The sequence below is a fragment of the Chryseobacterium sp. A301 genome (assembly GCF_054489425.1).
In genome coordinates this window covers 522,493-537,997 of the sequence record NZ_JBTMWY010000002.1, presented here as the reverse complement: position 1 = coordinate 537,997, position 15,505 = coordinate 522,493, and the positions used below count along the sequence as shown (strand labels likewise).

Annotated in this window: 17 protein-coding genes; 12 read left to right on the top strand and 5 right to left on the bottom strand. The window is 40.7% G+C overall.

From position 1 onward, the window contains the following. The first annotated feature begins 30 nt into the window (after positions 1 to 30). The 8 genes from ACX3PU_RS05730 to arsB all read left to right on the top strand — a co-directional run bounded on the left by ACX3PU_RS05730 (position 31) and on the right by arsB (position 4,198). On the top strand, positions 31 to 297 hold the full coding sequence (locus ACX3PU_RS05730) for a type II toxin-antitoxin system HigB family toxin (RefSeq protein ID WP_459083971.1): 267 nt from the start codon (positions 31 to 33) through the stop codon (positions 295 to 297). Positions 298 to 335: 38 nt separating this feature from the next. Then, positions 336 to 698 carry a helix-turn-helix domain-containing protein gene (locus tag ACX3PU_RS05725; RefSeq protein WP_459083970.1) on the top strand — a complete coding sequence of 121 codons (363 nt, stop codon included), beginning with the start codon at positions 336 to 338 and terminating at the stop codon, positions 696 to 698. Positions 699 to 770: 72 nt separating this feature from the next. Next, complete coding sequence (locus ACX3PU_RS05720; protein ID WP_459083968.1) at positions 771 to 908, top strand: hypothetical protein; 138 nt, start codon at positions 771 to 773, stop codon at positions 906 to 908. Between the two features lie 15 nt (positions 909 to 923). Then, entirely contained in the window at positions 924 to 1,280 is a 357-nt protein-coding gene (locus ACX3PU_RS05715; protein WP_459083967.1) for a DUF2200 domain-containing protein, read from the top strand. A 317-nt stretch (positions 1,281 to 1,597) separates the two neighbouring features. Next, complete coding sequence (locus tag ACX3PU_RS05710; protein ID WP_459083966.1) at positions 1,598 to 1,927, top strand: ArsR/SmtB family transcription factor; 330 nt, start codon at positions 1,598 to 1,600, stop codon at positions 1,925 to 1,927. A gap of 91 nt (positions 1,928 to 2,018) precedes the next feature. Further along, entirely contained in the window at positions 2,019 to 2,492 is a 474-nt protein-coding gene (locus ACX3PU_RS05705) for a DUF6428 family protein (protein ID WP_459083965.1), read from the top strand. Positions 2,493 to 2,506: 14 nt separating this feature from the next. Beyond that, positions 2,507 to 3,118, top strand: coding sequence for a low molecular weight phosphatase family protein (locus tag ACX3PU_RS05700; RefSeq protein ID WP_459083963.1), 612 nt, complete (start codon positions 2,507 to 2,509; stop codon positions 3,116 to 3,118). A 3-nt stretch (positions 3,119 to 3,121) separates the two neighbouring features. Further along, positions 3,122 to 4,198 (top strand): ACR3 family arsenite efflux transporter, encoded by a 1,077-nt coding sequence (arsB, locus tag ACX3PU_RS05695; protein WP_459083962.1) that lies wholly within the window; start codon positions 3,122 to 3,124, stop codon positions 4,196 to 4,198. Positions 4,199 to 4,438: 240 nt separating this feature from the next. Here the strand turns inward: arsB and ACX3PU_RS05690 are convergent, their stop codons facing one another. Both ACX3PU_RS05690 and ACX3PU_RS05685 read right to left on the bottom strand, forming a co-directional pair. Further along, the gene (locus tag ACX3PU_RS05690) at positions 4,439 to 5,032 is read right to left on the bottom strand and encodes a hypothetical protein (RefSeq protein WP_459083961.1); all 594 of its coding nucleotides are present in this window, start codon (positions 5,030 to 5,032) and stop codon (positions 4,439 to 4,441) included. Next, entirely contained in the window at positions 5,029 to 5,328 is a 300-nt protein-coding gene (locus ACX3PU_RS05685) for a hypothetical protein (protein ID WP_459083960.1), read from the bottom strand. The genes ACX3PU_RS05690 and ACX3PU_RS05685 overlap by 4 nt, the downstream gene beginning before the upstream one ends. Positions 5,329 to 5,702: 374 nt before the next feature. On the opposite strand from ACX3PU_RS05685, the gene ku reads away from it, so the two are divergent. Genes ku through ACX3PU_RS05670 form a run of 3 tightly spaced genes read left to right on the top strand, consistent with a single transcriptional unit; the run spans position 5,703 to position 9,599 of the window. After that, positions 5,703 to 6,488 (top strand): non-homologous end joining protein Ku, encoded by a 786-nt coding sequence (gene ku / locus ACX3PU_RS05680; protein ID WP_459083959.1) that lies wholly within the window; start codon positions 5,703 to 5,705, stop codon positions 6,486 to 6,488. A gap of 3 nt (positions 6,489 to 6,491) precedes the next feature. Beyond that, entirely contained in the window at positions 6,492 to 8,996 is a 2,505-nt protein-coding gene (gene ligD / locus ACX3PU_RS05675; RefSeq protein WP_459083958.1) for a DNA ligase D, read from the top strand. A 33-nt stretch (positions 8,997 to 9,029) separates the two neighbouring features. Beyond that, on the top strand, positions 9,030 to 9,599 hold the full coding sequence (locus ACX3PU_RS05670) for a DUF421 domain-containing protein (protein WP_459083957.1): 570 nt from the start codon (positions 9,030 to 9,032) through the stop codon (positions 9,597 to 9,599). Positions 9,600 to 9,730: 131 nt separating this feature from the next. Here ACX3PU_RS05670 and ACX3PU_RS05665 read toward each other — a convergent pair whose 3' ends face one another. From ACX3PU_RS05665 to dinB, 3 genes are all read right to left on the bottom strand, one after another. After that, positions 9,731 to 10,168, bottom strand: a complete 438-nt coding sequence (locus ACX3PU_RS05665) for a cold shock domain-containing protein (protein ID WP_459083956.1) — start codon at positions 10,166 to 10,168, stop codon at positions 9,731 to 9,733. Positions 10,169 to 10,452: 284 nt separating this feature from the next. Beyond that, complete coding sequence (locus ACX3PU_RS05660) at positions 10,453 to 13,512, bottom strand: DNA polymerase III subunit alpha (RefSeq protein WP_459083955.1); 3,060 nt, start codon at positions 13,510 to 13,512, stop codon at positions 10,453 to 10,455. 11 nt (positions 13,513 to 13,523) lie between these two features. Next, entirely contained in the window at positions 13,524 to 14,672 is a 1,149-nt protein-coding gene (gene dinB, locus ACX3PU_RS05655) for a DNA polymerase IV (protein WP_459083954.1), read from the bottom strand. 62 nt (positions 14,673 to 14,734) lie between these two features. Between dinB and ACX3PU_RS05650 the strand changes: the two genes are divergently transcribed. Next, a complete protein-coding gene (locus ACX3PU_RS05650) occupies positions 14,735 to 15,505 on the top strand; it encodes an XRE family transcriptional regulator (RefSeq protein WP_459083953.1) in 771 nt (256 codons plus the stop codon).

The following is a 15,505-nucleotide window of genomic DNA, read 5'->3' as shown; positions in this document are numbered from 1 at the left end:
ATTTTTAACTTTGCTGTATAAATTCTTTATATGAGGATTGTTGCTATTAAAACAATTAGGGATTTTTATCATCTTCATCCTACTTCCAAAACCGCATTGGAAAGTTGGTATAAAACAAGCAAATCAGCTCAATGGAAAGGATTGAATGATATTAAAAAAGATGTGAACAGTGTAGATTATGTCGGGAACAAAAGGTATGTTTTTAACATTAAGGGAAATGATTTCCGAATGGTTGTCAAAATTCTTTTTACCCCACAAATTATGTACATAAGGTTTATCGGAACACTTAAAGAATAGGATAAAATTGATTGTAAAACGATTTAAAAAAAAATAATATGGTACGGATAAAATCAGAATCCCAGTACAAGATGCTTCTAAAAAAAATAGACGTATTGATTGACATTGTAGATGATGAGACACCTCCAACGGATCCGGATTATATGGAGCTTGACCTTTTGACTGATTTGGTGGAAGAATACGAAACCGAACATTACTCGATTGAACCACCGTCTTTAAATGACGTTATCAAACTCCGTATGTACGAAATGGATATTACACAGGCAAAATTGGCAGAGCTTATTGGTGTAAGTGCTTCCAGAGTCAGCGAATATCTTTCTGGAAAAAGTGAACCTACCTTACAGGTTGCCAAGAATCTACATAAAAAACTAAACATCAATCCGTATATTATACTTCAATAAAAACACAAGGACTATCAAACATACAGTCCTTTTTTAGTGCTATAAATTTCTTGCTTTGCTCTGGTTTTTTTCATGTCTATTGTCTTGATCCAGACCCTCCAAAGACTTATTGGTACGGATTCAGTAGAAAAGGCAGGTTTTGTGCAAATTGGAAGAGACAAAGGGTTTGCCAGTGCACGACAAGAAGAGATTGAAGAATACATATACTAACTAACCTAGCGTACAATGCACGAGAAAAACAAAGAAAAAATTTACAAAATGCCTTTTGCAGTGGTCTACCCGCATTACATTCAAAAAGCGGAGAAGAAAGGACGCACGCAGGCTGAAGTAGATGAGATTATCTTTTGGCTGACTGGCTTTGATAAGAAAACTCTGCAGGTTCATCTTGAGAATAAAACCAGTTTTGAGGAATTCTTTTCTAAAGCAGAAATCCACCCGAATACTTCAAAAATTACAGGTATGATTTGTGGATACCGCGTGGAGGAAATTCAGGAAAAGCTAACTAGAGAAATTCGCTATTTGGATAAACTAATCGATGAATTGGCTAAAGGGAAGGCAATGGAAAAGATTTTAAGATCGTAAGGCTCCCTACCTATAATCGACTAGTAGATATAAGTTGCAAGGCACTGCCTTCAGTTCATTTCTTAGATATGGCTTCCAATGGCGGTTACTTTTTTTTATTATTTCTAAGAACCATTTTGTAAATCGTTGTTTTTACTATCTTTAAGTATTGAATATCATCACTAAGGATATATAATTCAAAGACTTTAATCAACAAAGAAACTGGATTTTTCTATTTAGCCCCTTTTGGCTACATTAATCTCAATCCGTAAAAAATGTAAAAATTTCTTTTGTTATTTCAATTATCATCGTAATATTACAATATCAAAATACATACAATGGGAATTACGAAAACAGATTTATATACGGAAGAGCAAAACAAGCTCGCCACTCTACTCAAGGTCTTGGCTCATCCGGGAAGGATCGCCATCCTACAGTATATCATCAATCAAAAAGCTTGTATTTGCAATGACTTGGTCGATGAACTGGGTTTAGCTCAAGCTACAATTTCACAGCATTTAAAAGAATTAAAAAACATAGGAATCATAAAAGGCTCTGTAGAGGGGAAATCGGTCTGTTATTGTATCGACGAAAAAGTTTGGAAAAAGTTTCAGGAGCAAATCAATGGATTCTTCGACCAAAACGTCGATGTGGATGCGTGTTGTTAGATTCCAATTCATCCACTATACTCTCAATGACCTCTTGATATAAAAAAGTAGCCCTTCAATTATCTTTTATTAAACAGAAATTTAAATTATCATGAAACTATCTGAAATCAAAGCCATTTTACCCACTTTAGAGAATGTGCAATTCAAATTAGAAAATGGAACCTTCGTTCCTGAGCATTTTCATGTCACGGAAGTAGGACAAATTCAAAAGAACTTCATTGACTGTGGTGGCGTCATTAGAAAGGAGAAAACGATCAACTTGCAGCTGTGGAATGCAGATGATTTTGAGCATCGTTTAAAACCGGGCAAGCTGCTAAGCATCATTAATTTGTCAGAAGAAAAATTAGGTATTGAAGATTCCGAGATTGAAGTTGAATACCAAGACGGTACGATCGGAAAATACGATTTGGATTTCGATGGCAATACGTTCATTTTGAAAAACAAATTAACCGCATGCCTTGCTCAGGAGGCTTGTGGAATCCCGACGGAGAAAGTACGCAAAAATTTATCTGAACTTACCGTGAATACAACCTCCAGCTGCTCACCCAATTCAGGCTGCTGTTAATCCACCCTATTCCCATGAACACAAACTTAGAAAAGACAATCCAGCAGCTGCATTTTGAGCAGCTCAGCAGCGCGGAGCGCAGAACTAAATTGCAACCTCTGATTGATTTCATTCAGGAAAAAACAGATGAGAAAAAGGAAATAAACTTAAATTTCATTTGCACTCACAATTCCCGAAGAAGCCATTTGGCGCAAGTTTGGGCGCAAGCCGCGGCCGCACACTTCAAAATTGAAAAAGTGGCCTGCTATTCCGGAGGCACAGAAGAAACGGCCTTATATCCGAAAGTAGTAGAAACCCTTTTAAACCAAGGCTTCGATGCTTTTAAAATTGGGGAAGGCAGTAACCCTGTTTACGCGATAAAATTCGAGGCCAATTCCTTGCCTATCCTAGGGTTTTCTAAAAAGTACGACAGTGCGTTTAATCCGACTTCCTCCTTTGCAGCAATCCTTACCTGTTCGCAGGCCGAAGAGGCTTGTCCCTTTCTTGCAGGGGCAGAAAAAAGGATTGGGATTCCCTTTGAAGATCCTAAAATTTCGGATTCAACTCCAGAGCAATCGCAAGTCTACGCCGATAGAAGTTTGCAGATCGCAAGTGAAATGTTTTATGTCTTTTCAAAAATTAAATAGCGAATGCAACCTAAATTAAAATTTTTAGACCGCTACCTTACACTCTGGATCTTTCTTGCGATGGGCATCGGTATTGGAATCGGTCACTTTTTTCCTGCCGTTTCTCAAATCACGGATTCTTTATCAGTTGGGACCACCAACCTTCCCCTAGCCATTGGACTAATCCTTATGATGTATCCACCCCTGGCTAAGGTAGATTATTCCCTACTGCCCATGGCATTAAAGGATAAAAGAACGATTAGCATTTCTCTACTTCTTAACTGGATTGTAGGACCTATTTTGATGTTTGCCCTTGCGGTCCTTTTCTTGAGAGACGAACCGGATTATATGATAGGTCTTATCCTCATTGGACTAGCCAGATGCATCGCGATGGTGATTGTTTGGAATGATTTAGCAAAGGGCAATCGTGAATACGCGGCGCTCTTAATTGCCTTAAACAGTATTTTCCAAGTGTTTACCTACAGCTTTTTAGTATGGTTGTTTATAAACATACTACCTGGCAAGCTTGGTTTAGGGACATTCGAGGTGAGCGTTTCGATGAGAGAGGTTACGCAGAGTGTACTCATCTATTTAGGAATTCCTTTTGTAGCAGGGTTTGTAAGTCGCTATATTCTTGTTAAGACCAAAGGTATTGAATGGTACAAACGGAAATTCATCCCGAAAATATCGCCTCTAACCTTGTATGCACTGCTTTTTACCATTGTACTCATGTTTAGTCTCAAAGGAGACAAAATAGTAGAATTGCCAATGGATGTGCTTAAGGTAGCCACCCCTTTAATTCTCTACTTTGTACTCATGTTTTTCGTAAGCTTCTGGGTTAACAAATCCCTTGGGCTTCCGTACGATAAAAATGCGTCGATTGCCTTTACGGCTACGGGAAACAATTTCGAATTAGCCATTGCAGTTGCAATCGCCGTCTTCGGAACCCATTCCCCACAAGCTTTTGTAGGGGTCATTGGACCTTTGGTAGAAGTTCCTGTACTAATCGCCCTAGTGAGAGTAAGCCTATGGCTTAAAAAGAAGTATTATCCTACCCCTCAGGAAATAAGAATTGAGAGTGCGAATTCGTTAACCCCTTAGGTCTACTGAGCCTGAGTACCGAATGCTTTGACGCAAAATGGGTTCGTATCGTAATTGTTATCATAGCTATTTATTAAAATTTATTCGCTTTTTTCCATTTCAAAAGTAATGCTCATCCCTTTTGAACCAAATGCGCTCTCTCATTGCAGTTAAAATTGTTTCAAAAAAAGAAGCAGCCCACCACAGACTGCTTCAAAACCACCAAATTTAGTTTGAAAAACTAAGTACTTTGTATGCTGCCTAAAGGGCAGCTTTTTTCCATACCAAATCGGGAATCGCATCCGTACAAGGGTTCTTATTGGGATTGACCAGTATTTGTTTTAAAACTGTGGCAGCCTGTCGTGCGTATTCATGAAATTCTTTTTCAGTTTTCATCGCTGCACTAAGGGCACTTGCTGCACAAAATGTGTAAGCCTGCACTTCTGGATCGTCGTCCGATTTATTTGCAGCCAACGCTTGGTACTTTTCTGCGATCGCCATGTACTTATCATGCTCATCCCCTGAAGTGACTATAGCCGTTGCATTCATCCGTTTTAGTACGGAGGTATCCTGGGTATTAGAAGAGGTAAAATGCAAAGTATTAGGATCGACAATTTCTACGTAATACGTCTTTTGAAATTTATCGTGATAGTACTGGTATTTATTGCCAGCAAGTAGTGTATAGGGAGTCGTTCGATTGGGTTCGTAAACGATAAGTTTACCGCCTTTCAATTCAGCATCTAGGACGTAATTCCCTCCCTCCATAGAAAAGGTTCCTTTCGAGAGACTGGCTTGCGCATGGATTTGACCCATTCCTAGTAGAAAAGAGAATATCAAAATCGTTAAAGTTCTCATGGACACTGAGCTTTTAGAGAGTTGGCTTTTGCGAAATCGTCGGCTTCGTTACAACCGTAGGTTCTAGCAAAAAACTCCCAGTTCTTCTTACAAGTGGCGGAGAGTCGGTTTGGAATTTCAACGGAATTCTCACTTCCAACCGCGCACTTATATCTGTAGGTATAGGTAGAATTGTCCACTTTCTCTTGTTCCACACCGTCGGCAAAATCTTCACCTAGCCAGTCGGCAAAATCACAACGTTCTGCACTTTGCAATACAACGAATGCCAGTGCAAAATTAAATAGCATCTTTAACATAGTTTAAATTTTAAATCGTTAGAAATTTGGACTTAGCTCCCTGACGTCAGGATATAAGAAAAGCCCTGCCTTATATAAACATTCAAATATATCGTTTTCGCATTCTTAGTGAAATACCTAGAAATAGGTATTTTTCAGAAATAAAAAGGCGCGTTTATTGTAGGAAGTATTAAATAAACGATAAAGCTCTACACTTTTTACGTTTTAACCATGAGAAATGGAACAACAAATCGAACGTTAAATCCCTTTGCTTGTGACTTAAACGGGCAATAAAAAAATGTGACGATGCAGATAGAAAAGGCCTTTTGCTTATCATTTTTTAAGCGCAAGATTGTGTGTCAAAGCATTTTATTAATCTATAGAAAGCAAAAAATATGAAATCAATTTGGAACGGTGCCATCGGATTTGGCCTTGTGAACATTCCTGTAAAAATGTACTCTGCAGTAGAAGACAGCAGCCTGGATTTAGATATGCTCGACAAAACAGATCATTCAAACATTAAATTCAAGCGGGTCAACGAAAAGACAGGAAAAGAAGTAAAATGGAAAGACATCACGAAAGGATTTTTGATTAAAGATTCCTATGTGATTTTAGATGAGGAAGATTTTGCAGCTGCAAATCCAGAAAAGTCCAAAACGTTTGCCATTGAAAAATTTGTGAAAGAAGAAGAAATCGATTCTGTACTCTTTGAAGTCCCCTATTTTTTAGAGCCTCAAAAAAATGCAGAGAATGTTTATAACCTTTTGGTTCAGGCTCTATTAAAAACCAAAATGGCGGGGGTTGGAACTTTCGTGATGCGGGAGAAAGAAATCTTTGGTATGATCCGTGTGTATGAAGGAAAGATATTAATCGTGAATCGTCTTCGATTCGCTCAGGAAATCAGAGACTACAAAGAACTCAAAATCCCAAAAGACAAAACTCCAAAAGCCGCCGAATTAAAGATGGCCATTTCCTTAATCAAACAAACTTCAGCCAAATTTGATCCCTCTGAATTTAAGGACAACTACTCTTTGGATTTGATGAAAATCATCAAGAAGAAAGCAAAAGGAAAATCATCGAAAGTAGTGACCGAGAAGAAAGAAGAAACCGGAAAAGTGGTCGATTTAATGGCGCAACTAAAAGCCAGTTTAAAAGGATCCAAAGACAGCAAAGCCTCCTAGAATATGCCTTTAGAAGAATATCATAAAAAGCGAAATTTCTCTCAGACCTCCGAACCTAAGGGCGGTAAGGGAAAGAAGGACGACTCCCTTATTTTTGTCATCCAAAGGCATTCTGCCTCCCGCTTGCATTATGATTTTCGCTTAGAAATGCAGGGCGTTCTGAAGAGTTGGGCTATACCTAAAGGCCCTTCCTTAGATCCACAAGACAAAAGGCTAGCGATGCAAACGGAAGACCATCCCTACAGTTACAAGGATTTTGAAGGATCGATTCCGAAAGGAAACTACGGCGCTGGCGAAGTGGAAATTTGGGACTCAGGAACCTATGAGCCTTTAAATACGAAGAAGGGAAAAAGCAAGGAGGCCTCACTACTTGAAGAACTGCAATCCGGATCCTTAAAGATAAATTTGCACGGACAGAAATTGAAAGGGGAATTTGCCCTTGTGAAAATTAAAAATTCAAAAGAAGGAAATGCCTGGCTTTTAATTAAGCATAACGATACGTTTGCGACGCAGGGATATAATGCAGAAGATTTTGCAGCGAAGGACTCGAAAGTGAGCGAGCGAGAATTGAATCGATCGAGCAAAGGAAAAGCGAGCAAGGTTCAAAAAAAAACGCCCGTTAGGAACTTAAGTTCTGTTTTTACCGCTAGCGAAAGATTCTCTAATTATATTTCCCCCATGCTTGCAGAAACAGGTGAGCGCGCCTTCGATGATAAAAAATGGCTTTTTGAAATCAAATGGGATGGATACCGTGGGATTGCCGATTTACGAGAAGACAAAATAAAACTCTATTCGCGCAATGGAATCTCCTACGCAGCGTCCTTTGAAAAAATAGTCAAGGCATTAGAAGATCAAAAATTCCCTATGGTTTTGGACGGGGAGATTGTAGCTTTCAATGCGGAGGGCAAACCGGAGTTTCAACTCCTTCAAAACAAAGTTGAAAACTCGAAACTCGCCCTTAGCTATCAAGTATTTGATTTGCTTTGGCTCAACGGACATTCTACGCAGAAGCTTTCTCTTATCGAGAGAAAGGAACTTTTAAAAGAAGCCCTGATTGAAAATGAGGTGGTTAAATACTGCGATCATGTAGAAGAAAAAGGCAAAGATTTTTTTAAGCAAGTAGAGACCCTGGGACTCGAAGGAATGATTGCCAAGAAAATGGACAGCCCGTACCTAGAAGGCATTCGTACAGAAGACTGGCTTAAAATCAAATTTCACAAAACACAGGAAGTCCTCATTTGTGGCTATACAGAGCCTAAAGCAGGACGCTCCTATTTTGGTTCCTTGATAATGGGGATTTATGAGAAAGGAGCGCTTTGCTTTTGTGGTCACGTAGGTACGGGGTTTAAAGACGACACGTTAAAGAATTTAAGGGAAGTCTTTAGACCGCTTGAAACGGACGAGTGTCCTTTTGAAGAAGTACCGAAAACCAATGGCAAACCTACTTGGCTTCGCCCCGAACTTATTTGCGAGATTAAATTCACAGAAAAAACGAAGAAGGGAATCTTCCGCCATCCGGTTTACTTAGGCATCCGAGCGGACAAGGATCTTGAAGATTTAGAAGAATTTGAGTATTCGAATGCAAGGACAAGTAAACTCTTGGAAGGAACGAAATCAAAGAGAGAAGTAAAACTTACCAATCAAAAGAAAATCTATTTTCCAGAAAGTGGCATTACCAAAGGCGATTTGATTGCCTATTACCAATCGGTGGCGGAGTATATTTTGCCTCATTTGAAGCATCGGCCTCAATCGCTCAACCGATTTCCAAATGGCATTGAAGAATTAAACTTTTACCATAAAGATGCGGGTAAGGAGGCGCCCACGTGGATGGACAAGGTCTCTATTTTCTCGGAGTCTAACGATAAGGACAATCTGTATCTGATAGGCAACACAAAAGAAGACTTAGCCTATCTAAACAATTTAGGATGCATTGATTTAAATCCTTGGAATTCGACTGTGGATCATTTGCATAACCCTACGTGGTTAGCACTCGATTTAGATCCCTCTGAGAACAATACGTTCGAGCACGTGATTGAAACCGCCTTGGCGGTAAAAGAAGTGCTTGATCTTTCAAAGGTGAAAGGCTACGCTAAAACCTCAGGAAGTTCGGGCATTCACATCTATTTGCCTATGGAAGCAAAGTACACGTTTGAACAAGTGAAAAACTTCGCCCATATCCTCATGCAGAAAGTAAATGAGCTCCTCCCCGAACTTACCACACTAGAAAGAAATTTGAAAAAACGAGGCAAAGAAAAAATCTATTTAGACTACTTGCAGAACCGATTCGGACAGACTTTGGCTAGCGTCTATAGTGTTCGTCCCAAACCCCATGCACCTGTGTCTATGCCCCTCAATTGGAACGAAGTAAAATCAGGATTAAGCCCTACCGATTTTACGATTCACAGCGCACTTGAGAGAATTAAAAAGAAGGGAGATCTGTTTAAACCTGTACTCGGAGAAGGAATCGATCTATTGGATGCCTTAGAAAACCTAAGCCCAAAGGGTTAGAATTACCCGTTGAATTAAATAAAAACACAAAGTATGATAGAAGCTAGCGAATACACTTTTGATCTTCAAAAAATGTTTTTTGGAGATTTTGGAATCCAGATTTATCTCGAAATCATTTTGAGAGTGTTTGTCATTATGACCTATACCATTTTAATGATTCGATGGATTGGAAAGCGTGTGGTGGGTGGTATTGGGAGTACGGATATCCTACTCATTGTCGCAATGGGAAGTTCTGTGGGGGATGCCACCTTTTATCCTTCCATTCCTTTAGCGGTCTCCCTTTCGGTCATTACGCTCATTGCGCTTTTTCAAAAAATTTACGTTTCGATTGAAATCAAATACGAACCGGTCAGAAAATTCACTCACCCCAAAGTGACCAAATTGGTAGAAAACGGTCAGCTCTTGAAAGAGAATTTTAAGCTAGACGACATTGATGAAAACGAAGTCTACATGCTTCTTCGGCAGCAGGGAATTGAGTACTTATCCGAAATCAAATATGCCTACTATGAAGAATCAGGCGAAATAAGCATTTACAAATTTGAGAACCCAAAATTTGAAAATTCAATTTTACCTGAAAACATTAAGGAGCAAGAAGTGAACTAAAAGCTAGTTTTAGAGTACGGGGTTCGAAGGCTCTGCTGGTGGATGGATGATTTTTTTCAAGTAGGGAGCTAAAAAAAGCCTCGAATGAGGCTTATATAGTTTTATAAAGCGGTAGATCCCTACCCTTTTAATTATTGCTTAACAATCGTGATGTTTAAGGCAGAATATCCTTTTGGTGAACGTTCTTTTTCAAAGCGTACTTTGTTTCCTTTTTTAAGCTCTCCTTCCACGTTGTTCAAGTGGAAGAAAATGTTTTCTTTCGTATCATTTTCCGTGATAAAACCATAACCCTTGTCACTTAAGAAAGTAACAATTCCTGTTTTGATTGGATCTTCCGCTTCAATTGGAGCCGCTCCTAGTTGAATATCCTCTAGAGATACTTCGATTTTTTCTTGCTGGCTCGGCGGTGTAGAGGTTAATTGACCAAACTCATCGACATAAAGAAGCATGTCGTCAAGCTCTTTTCCTTTGTTGTTTTGAGTTTTACGCTCCTCACGCTTGAGTGCTTTTTCTTTTTGTTTCTGTAATTTCTTTTTTAAATTTTCCTTTTTAGAGAAAGAATCTGACATATATTATATTGTATTTTGTTTCATTGAAGTAGAGAGCTGTTTATAGTTTGCACATTTGCACAAACTGTACTTTAAGTTCTCTTAAAGTTTAAATTAAAAAGTTGCAGCTAAAAATTTGAAAACTGAAAAGTGGCTATTAAGATTTACTCCTCGGTAAAAGCATAAAGTAACCGTCGCTTTGTAATTTATCTGCAAAGGTACAAAAAATTAACGACACTTTCGCTACATGGCTTGGTTTCAGAGAAATATTTGATTTTGAGATGGGGATTAACTCGCCTTTGCCCCTACTCGCTTTTCATTTGAGTTCGAGGCAGTCCAATGTCTTTTTCACTCGGATAAGGTTTTCTCCACGTGGGACTTACATCTTCTTTCAATTGTTTTTCGGTCTCTCTCGACTTTTCTTTGTCGTACGCATACCGAGGGTCTGCAATAAAAGGCATCTTGGCCATCTTGAAAACCGTTACGGTGGGAAAGTGATACTCTACCTCGACTCGCCCCAGTAGAAGATAGACCCCACCTCCTAAAAAGGGATATTGACTCAGGGTATCCGGAAAATGCGCCGTATCAAAATAATCCCCGTTCGAGTCAATCCAGGTACCGAAATACATCGTGCCTTTCTTAGTGGGTACATGCTTTCTGGAAATAAGATACGCGAGCATCTTTACCTCCGTTTTGTGGTGATCCAAAAGATCCTTGGCTTTTACTTTTCCACGGTAAGAGGTTTGAAGCAAATCAAAAATACTACAAGACACTGGGAAATCCAGGAGTTCAATCTCATCAAACGCATCTTCAAAATCCGTTCTCTCTAACGAAGGAAGCGTGTAAGGCTCTATCGGCTCTTCTAAAAGACTCGGCCCTCTGTATTCGGGTTTAAAGTGAATCAGCAAAAGTCTAGCTTCAATCAAAAGTTCATTTTTCGCCTTCCCTGTAAAGCGAAAGGCGCCAATGAAAATAAGAATCTGCAAGGTTTCAATTCCTACGGGAACCCGTCTTACAAAATCTTCTAAGGAAAGATAGTCTCCGTTCTTCTCCCTCTCTAAAATCAGAAGACTCGCTAGTTTCACCTCTAGTTTCTGAAGATGCATAAAGCCTAGGTAGACCTCTTTTCCATAAAGGGTGGTCTTATAGAGGCTTTTGTTCACGCAGGGATTGTGAATGTGAGCTCCGGCCATTCGGCATTCGTGAACATAGACTTCCGTTCGGTAAAATCCTCCCTGGTTGTTAATGGCGCAGACCATAAACTCAATCGGGTAATGTACTTTCAGATAGAGACTCTGATAGCTCTCTACTGCGTAGGAAGCCGAGTGCGCCTTGCAAAAGCTATACCCCGCAAAGGATTCAATCTGGCGGTAGACCTCTTGCGAGAGCGGCTCGGGATGTCCTTTTTTCTTGCAGGACTCAAAGAAATGATCTTTCACTTTCTTTAATGCCGCTAAAGAGCGGCCCTTGCCGCTCATCGCCCGGCGCAAGATGTCGCCATCCGCAGCACTGAGCCCGCCAAAATGAAGAGCAATTTTAATCACGTCTTCCTGATAGACCATAATCCCGTAGGTGTCTCCCAGCTGCTCTTCAAAGACTTTGTGAAAGTATTCAAAGCGATCGGGATGGTTATGGCGAAAGATAAACTCTCGCATCATGCCACTTTTAGCCACTCCAGGTCGAATAATTGAGGAAGCCGCTACAAGCGTTTTGTAGTTGTCGCATTTAAGCCTTCGAAGAAGCCCCCGCATCGCAGGGCTCTCAATGTAAAAGCAGCCAATGGTTTTTCCGAGACTTAAAAAAGCATTGGTTTGTGGAGTGTCCTTAGAGAGTCGAGTGTCTTTAATGTCCACCCTAATTCCTTGGTTCTTCTCTACCATCTGCACCGTGTCATGGATGGTTCCAAGGCCTCTTTGAGAAAGAATATCGAATTTCTCAAACCCAATTTCCTCTGCCACATGCATGTCAAACTGAATAATTGGAAATCCTTTGGGAGGCATTTCAAGCGCGGTGTAATTGGTTAAGGGCTCCTCTGAGATTAAAATTCCACAACTGTGCATGCTGCGCTGGTTGGGGAATTTCTCTAGGAGCATTCCGTATTTTTGCACCGTGCTAACCACCTTACTTTTCTCGTGGGTCAGCATGGGGTTTTTGGCCAGTAAATCCAAATCGTCCTTGGGAAGACCAAAAACCTTTCCGACTTCTCTAAAAATGGAGCGGTATTTAAATTCCACATTGGTTCCACAGAAAGCCACATGGTTTTTGCCGTATCGCTGGAAAATATACTCTAAGATTGTATCTCGATCCTGCCAAGACCAATCGATATCAAAATCAGGCGGACTTTTGCGGTTTTCGTTCAAGAACCGTTCAAAATACAAATTGAGCTCCAGGGGACAAATGTCTGTAATGCCTAGGCAGTACGCCACAATAGAGTTCGCTCCCGAGCCTCTTCCTACGTGCATAAAGCCTTTGGAGTTGCTGTAGCGAATAATGTCCCAAGTGATTAAAAAATAGCCACTAAAATTAAGTTCGTGAATGACTTTGAGTTCCCTCTCAATTCTCGCTTTTGCCTCCTGATGATTTACTCCATACCGCCTTTTGAACCCTAGGTAAGCGAGTCGAGTTAAAAGCGTTTGGTCGCTTTCTCGACTGCGGGTGAAGAATTTTTTATTTCTCGGCAGAGAGAATTCAAATTCAAATTTCGCCTGGGTTAAAATTCGTTTTGTGTTCTCTATGATTTGGGGATAACGGCTAAACTGAGCTTCTAACTCTTGGGGCGAAACAAAACAGTCTGTCGGCTGACAAAACTGGTGGGGTTCTAATTTGGAGAGCAGCACATTGTGCTCAATGGCTCGAAGAATCCGGTGAAGATTGTACTCTCGTTTCGTGCGAAACGTGACCGGATGAAGGACCACCATACGCTCTAAAAACGGGCGTAGATCGGGACGCAGTAAAAAGTTGATCTCAGAGGGATTTACCCCTATAAACTCATTAGGCCTTAAGGTCTTTGGAAAATGCGCTAAGGGATACACGACATACAAATCCTTGAACTCAGGAGCCCAGGGACTCAGGGTCTCGTTTTCACAGTGGTGGCGAGTGAGAAGTTCGTTTATCTCCGAGAGGCCCTCAAAACGCTTTGCGATGACAAGATAATACAGATCGTCTTTTTCTCGAACCTCTACTCCTGCCAGAGGCTTTATGCCTTTTGACTTGCAGGCTTTGTAGAAATCATAAATGCCTGTGACGGTGTTAATATCCGTCAATACCAAGGTAGAGACGCCTTTCGAGAAGGCCTCTTCTACAATCTGGTCTATGGAAAGCGTACCGTAGCGAAGGCTATGGTAAGAATGACAGTTTAAAAACATACTCTTTAGATTTAGGATTTAAGTTTAAATCCAGAGGCTCTTCCTACGGCTGATTTTCCAAAGCGGTTTTTAATTCCATCCATGGATTGGTAGAGATTAATAAGCTCTTCTGAATCTTCAAAAAGATTCATTTGGTACGTTCCGTGCACCAAATCGGTTAAACGAAGTCCTATAAGCCGTAAACGCATACGTCGGGTGTAGAGCCTCTCAAAGAGCTCTAAAGCCACCCGACTAATGGAATGATCAAGCGAGGTATAAGGAATTTTGATCTGACGCGTCTCCGTGTCAAAATTGGAATACCGAATTTTCACCACGACCGTAGAGGTAAGCCATTTTTCTTTTCGAAGTTGGTAGCTAAGCGACTCGGCCATGGCCGAGATCAGCCGCCGAATTTCTATTATATCAATTGTGTCGCTCGTGAAGGTGTGCTCCTTCGAGATGGATTTTCGCTCGGCATAAGGAACCACGGGAGAGAGATCAATTCCGTTTGCTTTTTTCCAGAGTTCAATTCCGTTTTTTCCAATCATTTGCTGAAGTACTCTAACGGGCATCTCTGAGAGCGTTTGAATCGTTCGAATGCCAATTCGAGACAAAAGCTGAAAAGTCACGTCTCCCACCATTGGGATTTTTCGTACCGAAAGTGGATTTAAAAAAGGGCGAATGCTAGGCTCCTGAATTTCTAAACGGCCCAGAGGCTTGGATTCTCCTGTCCCAATCTTAGAGACGGTCTTATTGGTCGAGAGCGCAAAGGAAATAGGAAGTCCGGTCTCATGCGTCACGGACTGAGCAATCTCCTTTGACCATTTGTAACAACCAAAAAACTGATCCATTCCCGTAAGATCTAGGTAAAATTCATCAATGCTGGCTTTTTCCATCAGAGGAACCTTTTCTTGAACGACCTGCGTAACCTCATGCGAGAGTTTAGAGTAATACTCCATATCGCCTTTTACGACCTTGGCCTCTGGGCAAAGGCGCAAGGCCATTTTCATAGGCATAGCAGAGCGCACCCCAAAGTACCGAGCCTCGTAACTACAAGAAGCCACGACTCCCCGATCTCCCCCTCCAATAATAACGGGGACCCCGTTAAGCTTTGAATTAGAAAGCCTTTCACAGGACACGAAAAACGTGTCCAAATCCATGTGTACAATTGCTCGATTCATGGGGTCAAAATTATCACGATTTGTAACAATTTTTCGTATATTTGTTGATATAATTTATATCAATGTCAATTTTTGCCGATAACATCAGGTATCTCAGAGGGCAACTCAGTCGCTCTCAGCAGAACATCGCAGACGAACTTCTTATTACAAGAGGACGTTATGCCAAATACGAGGATGCGGCCTCCGAACCGCCTTTAGAACTGTTAATCCGGATCTCTCGATTCTATAAGATCAGTATTGATTTGCTGCTTTCTGTGGATTTGAAGAAATACCCCATTGACAAGATTCTTTCTCTTCCGGACAACCGAATCGTACTTCCAATTCGGGTGAACTCCGGAGGAGACAAGCAGATTGAAATCATTCCCCACCGAGCCTCGATGGGCTATTTAAATGGGTACTCCGATCCTGAGTACATTGAGAGTTTGCAAACCATCTCACTCCCCTTCTTAAGAAACGGAAACTTTCGAGCCTTCCCTGTGGAGGGAGATTCAATGCCTCCTTTTAATGAAGGAACCTACATCGTAGGGCAATACGTAGAATCGATTAAGGAATTAACGAAAGGGAAAACCTATATTTTCATTACAAGAAATGAGGGAATTACCTACAAGCGTTACCAAGGGAGAGACTCGAATGGCATTAGCGTAGCGGCAGACAATGAATTCTACGAACCCTATCAAATTAAGAACTCCGAGATTTTAGAAATCTGGCAATATGCCGCTAGCATCAACACGGAAGAGCTAGGCTCTTCGTCTCTGGATGCAAGCTCCATTAAAGAAATGTTTTTCAGTTTGAAGAAAGAAATCGCAGAACTTAAGAAAGAGAAAAAGTCTTAG

What these genes read in the sequence shown, in the direction of transcription:
- ACX3PU_RS05710 (WP_459083966.1), top strand. Translation starts at nt 1,598, where the DNA reads ATGGGAATTACGAAAACAGATTTATATACGGAAGAGCAAAACAAGCTC.
- ACX3PU_RS05730 (WP_459083971.1), top strand. Translation starts at nt 31, where the DNA reads ATGAGGATTGTTGCTATTAAAACAATTAGGGATTTTTATCATCTTCAT.
- dinB (WP_459083954.1), bottom strand. Translation starts at nt 14,672, where the DNA reads ATGAATCGAGCAATTGTACACATGGATTTGGACACGTTTTTCGTGTCC.
- ACX3PU_RS05665 (WP_459083956.1), bottom strand. Translation starts at nt 10,168, where the DNA reads ATGTCAGATTCTTTCTCTAAAAAGGAAAATTTAAAAAAGAAATTACAG.
- ACX3PU_RS05725 (WP_459083970.1), top strand. Translation starts at nt 336, where the DNA reads ATGGTACGGATAAAATCAGAATCCCAGTACAAGATGCTTCTAAAAAAA.
- ku (WP_459083959.1), top strand. Translation starts at nt 5,703, where the DNA reads ATGAAATCAATTTGGAACGGTGCCATCGGATTTGGCCTTGTGAACATT.
- ACX3PU_RS05720 (WP_459083968.1), top strand. Translation starts at nt 771, where the DNA reads ATGTCTATTGTCTTGATCCAGACCCTCCAAAGACTTATTGGTACGGAT.
- ACX3PU_RS05685 (WP_459083960.1), bottom strand. Translation starts at nt 5,328, where the DNA reads ATGTTAAAGATGCTATTTAATTTTGCACTGGCATTCGTTGTATTGCAA.
- ACX3PU_RS05650 (WP_459083953.1), top strand. Translation starts at nt 14,735, where the DNA reads ATGTCAATTTTTGCCGATAACATCAGGTATCTCAGAGGGCAACTCAGT.
- ACX3PU_RS05705 (WP_459083965.1), top strand. Translation starts at nt 2,019, where the DNA reads ATGAAACTATCTGAAATCAAAGCCATTTTACCCACTTTAGAGAATGTG.
- arsB (WP_459083962.1), top strand. Translation starts at nt 3,122, where the DNA reads ATGCAACCTAAATTAAAATTTTTAGACCGCTACCTTACACTCTGGATC.
- ACX3PU_RS05700 (WP_459083963.1), top strand. Translation starts at nt 2,507, where the DNA reads ATGAACACAAACTTAGAAAAGACAATCCAGCAGCTGCATTTTGAGCAG.
- ACX3PU_RS05715 (WP_459083967.1), top strand. Translation starts at nt 924, where the DNA reads ATGCACGAGAAAAACAAAGAAAAAATTTACAAAATGCCTTTTGCAGTG.
- ACX3PU_RS05660 (WP_459083955.1), bottom strand. Translation starts at nt 13,512, where the DNA reads ATGTTTTTAAACTGTCATTCTTACCATAGCCTTCGCTACGGTACGCTT.
- ligD (WP_459083958.1), top strand. Translation starts at nt 6,492, where the DNA reads ATGCCTTTAGAAGAATATCATAAAAAGCGAAATTTCTCTCAGACCTCC.
- ACX3PU_RS05670 (WP_459083957.1), top strand. Translation starts at nt 9,030, where the DNA reads ATGATAGAAGCTAGCGAATACACTTTTGATCTTCAAAAAATGTTTTTT.
- ACX3PU_RS05690 (WP_459083961.1), bottom strand. Translation starts at nt 5,032, where the DNA reads ATGAGAACTTTAACGATTTTGATATTCTCTTTTCTACTAGGAATGGGT.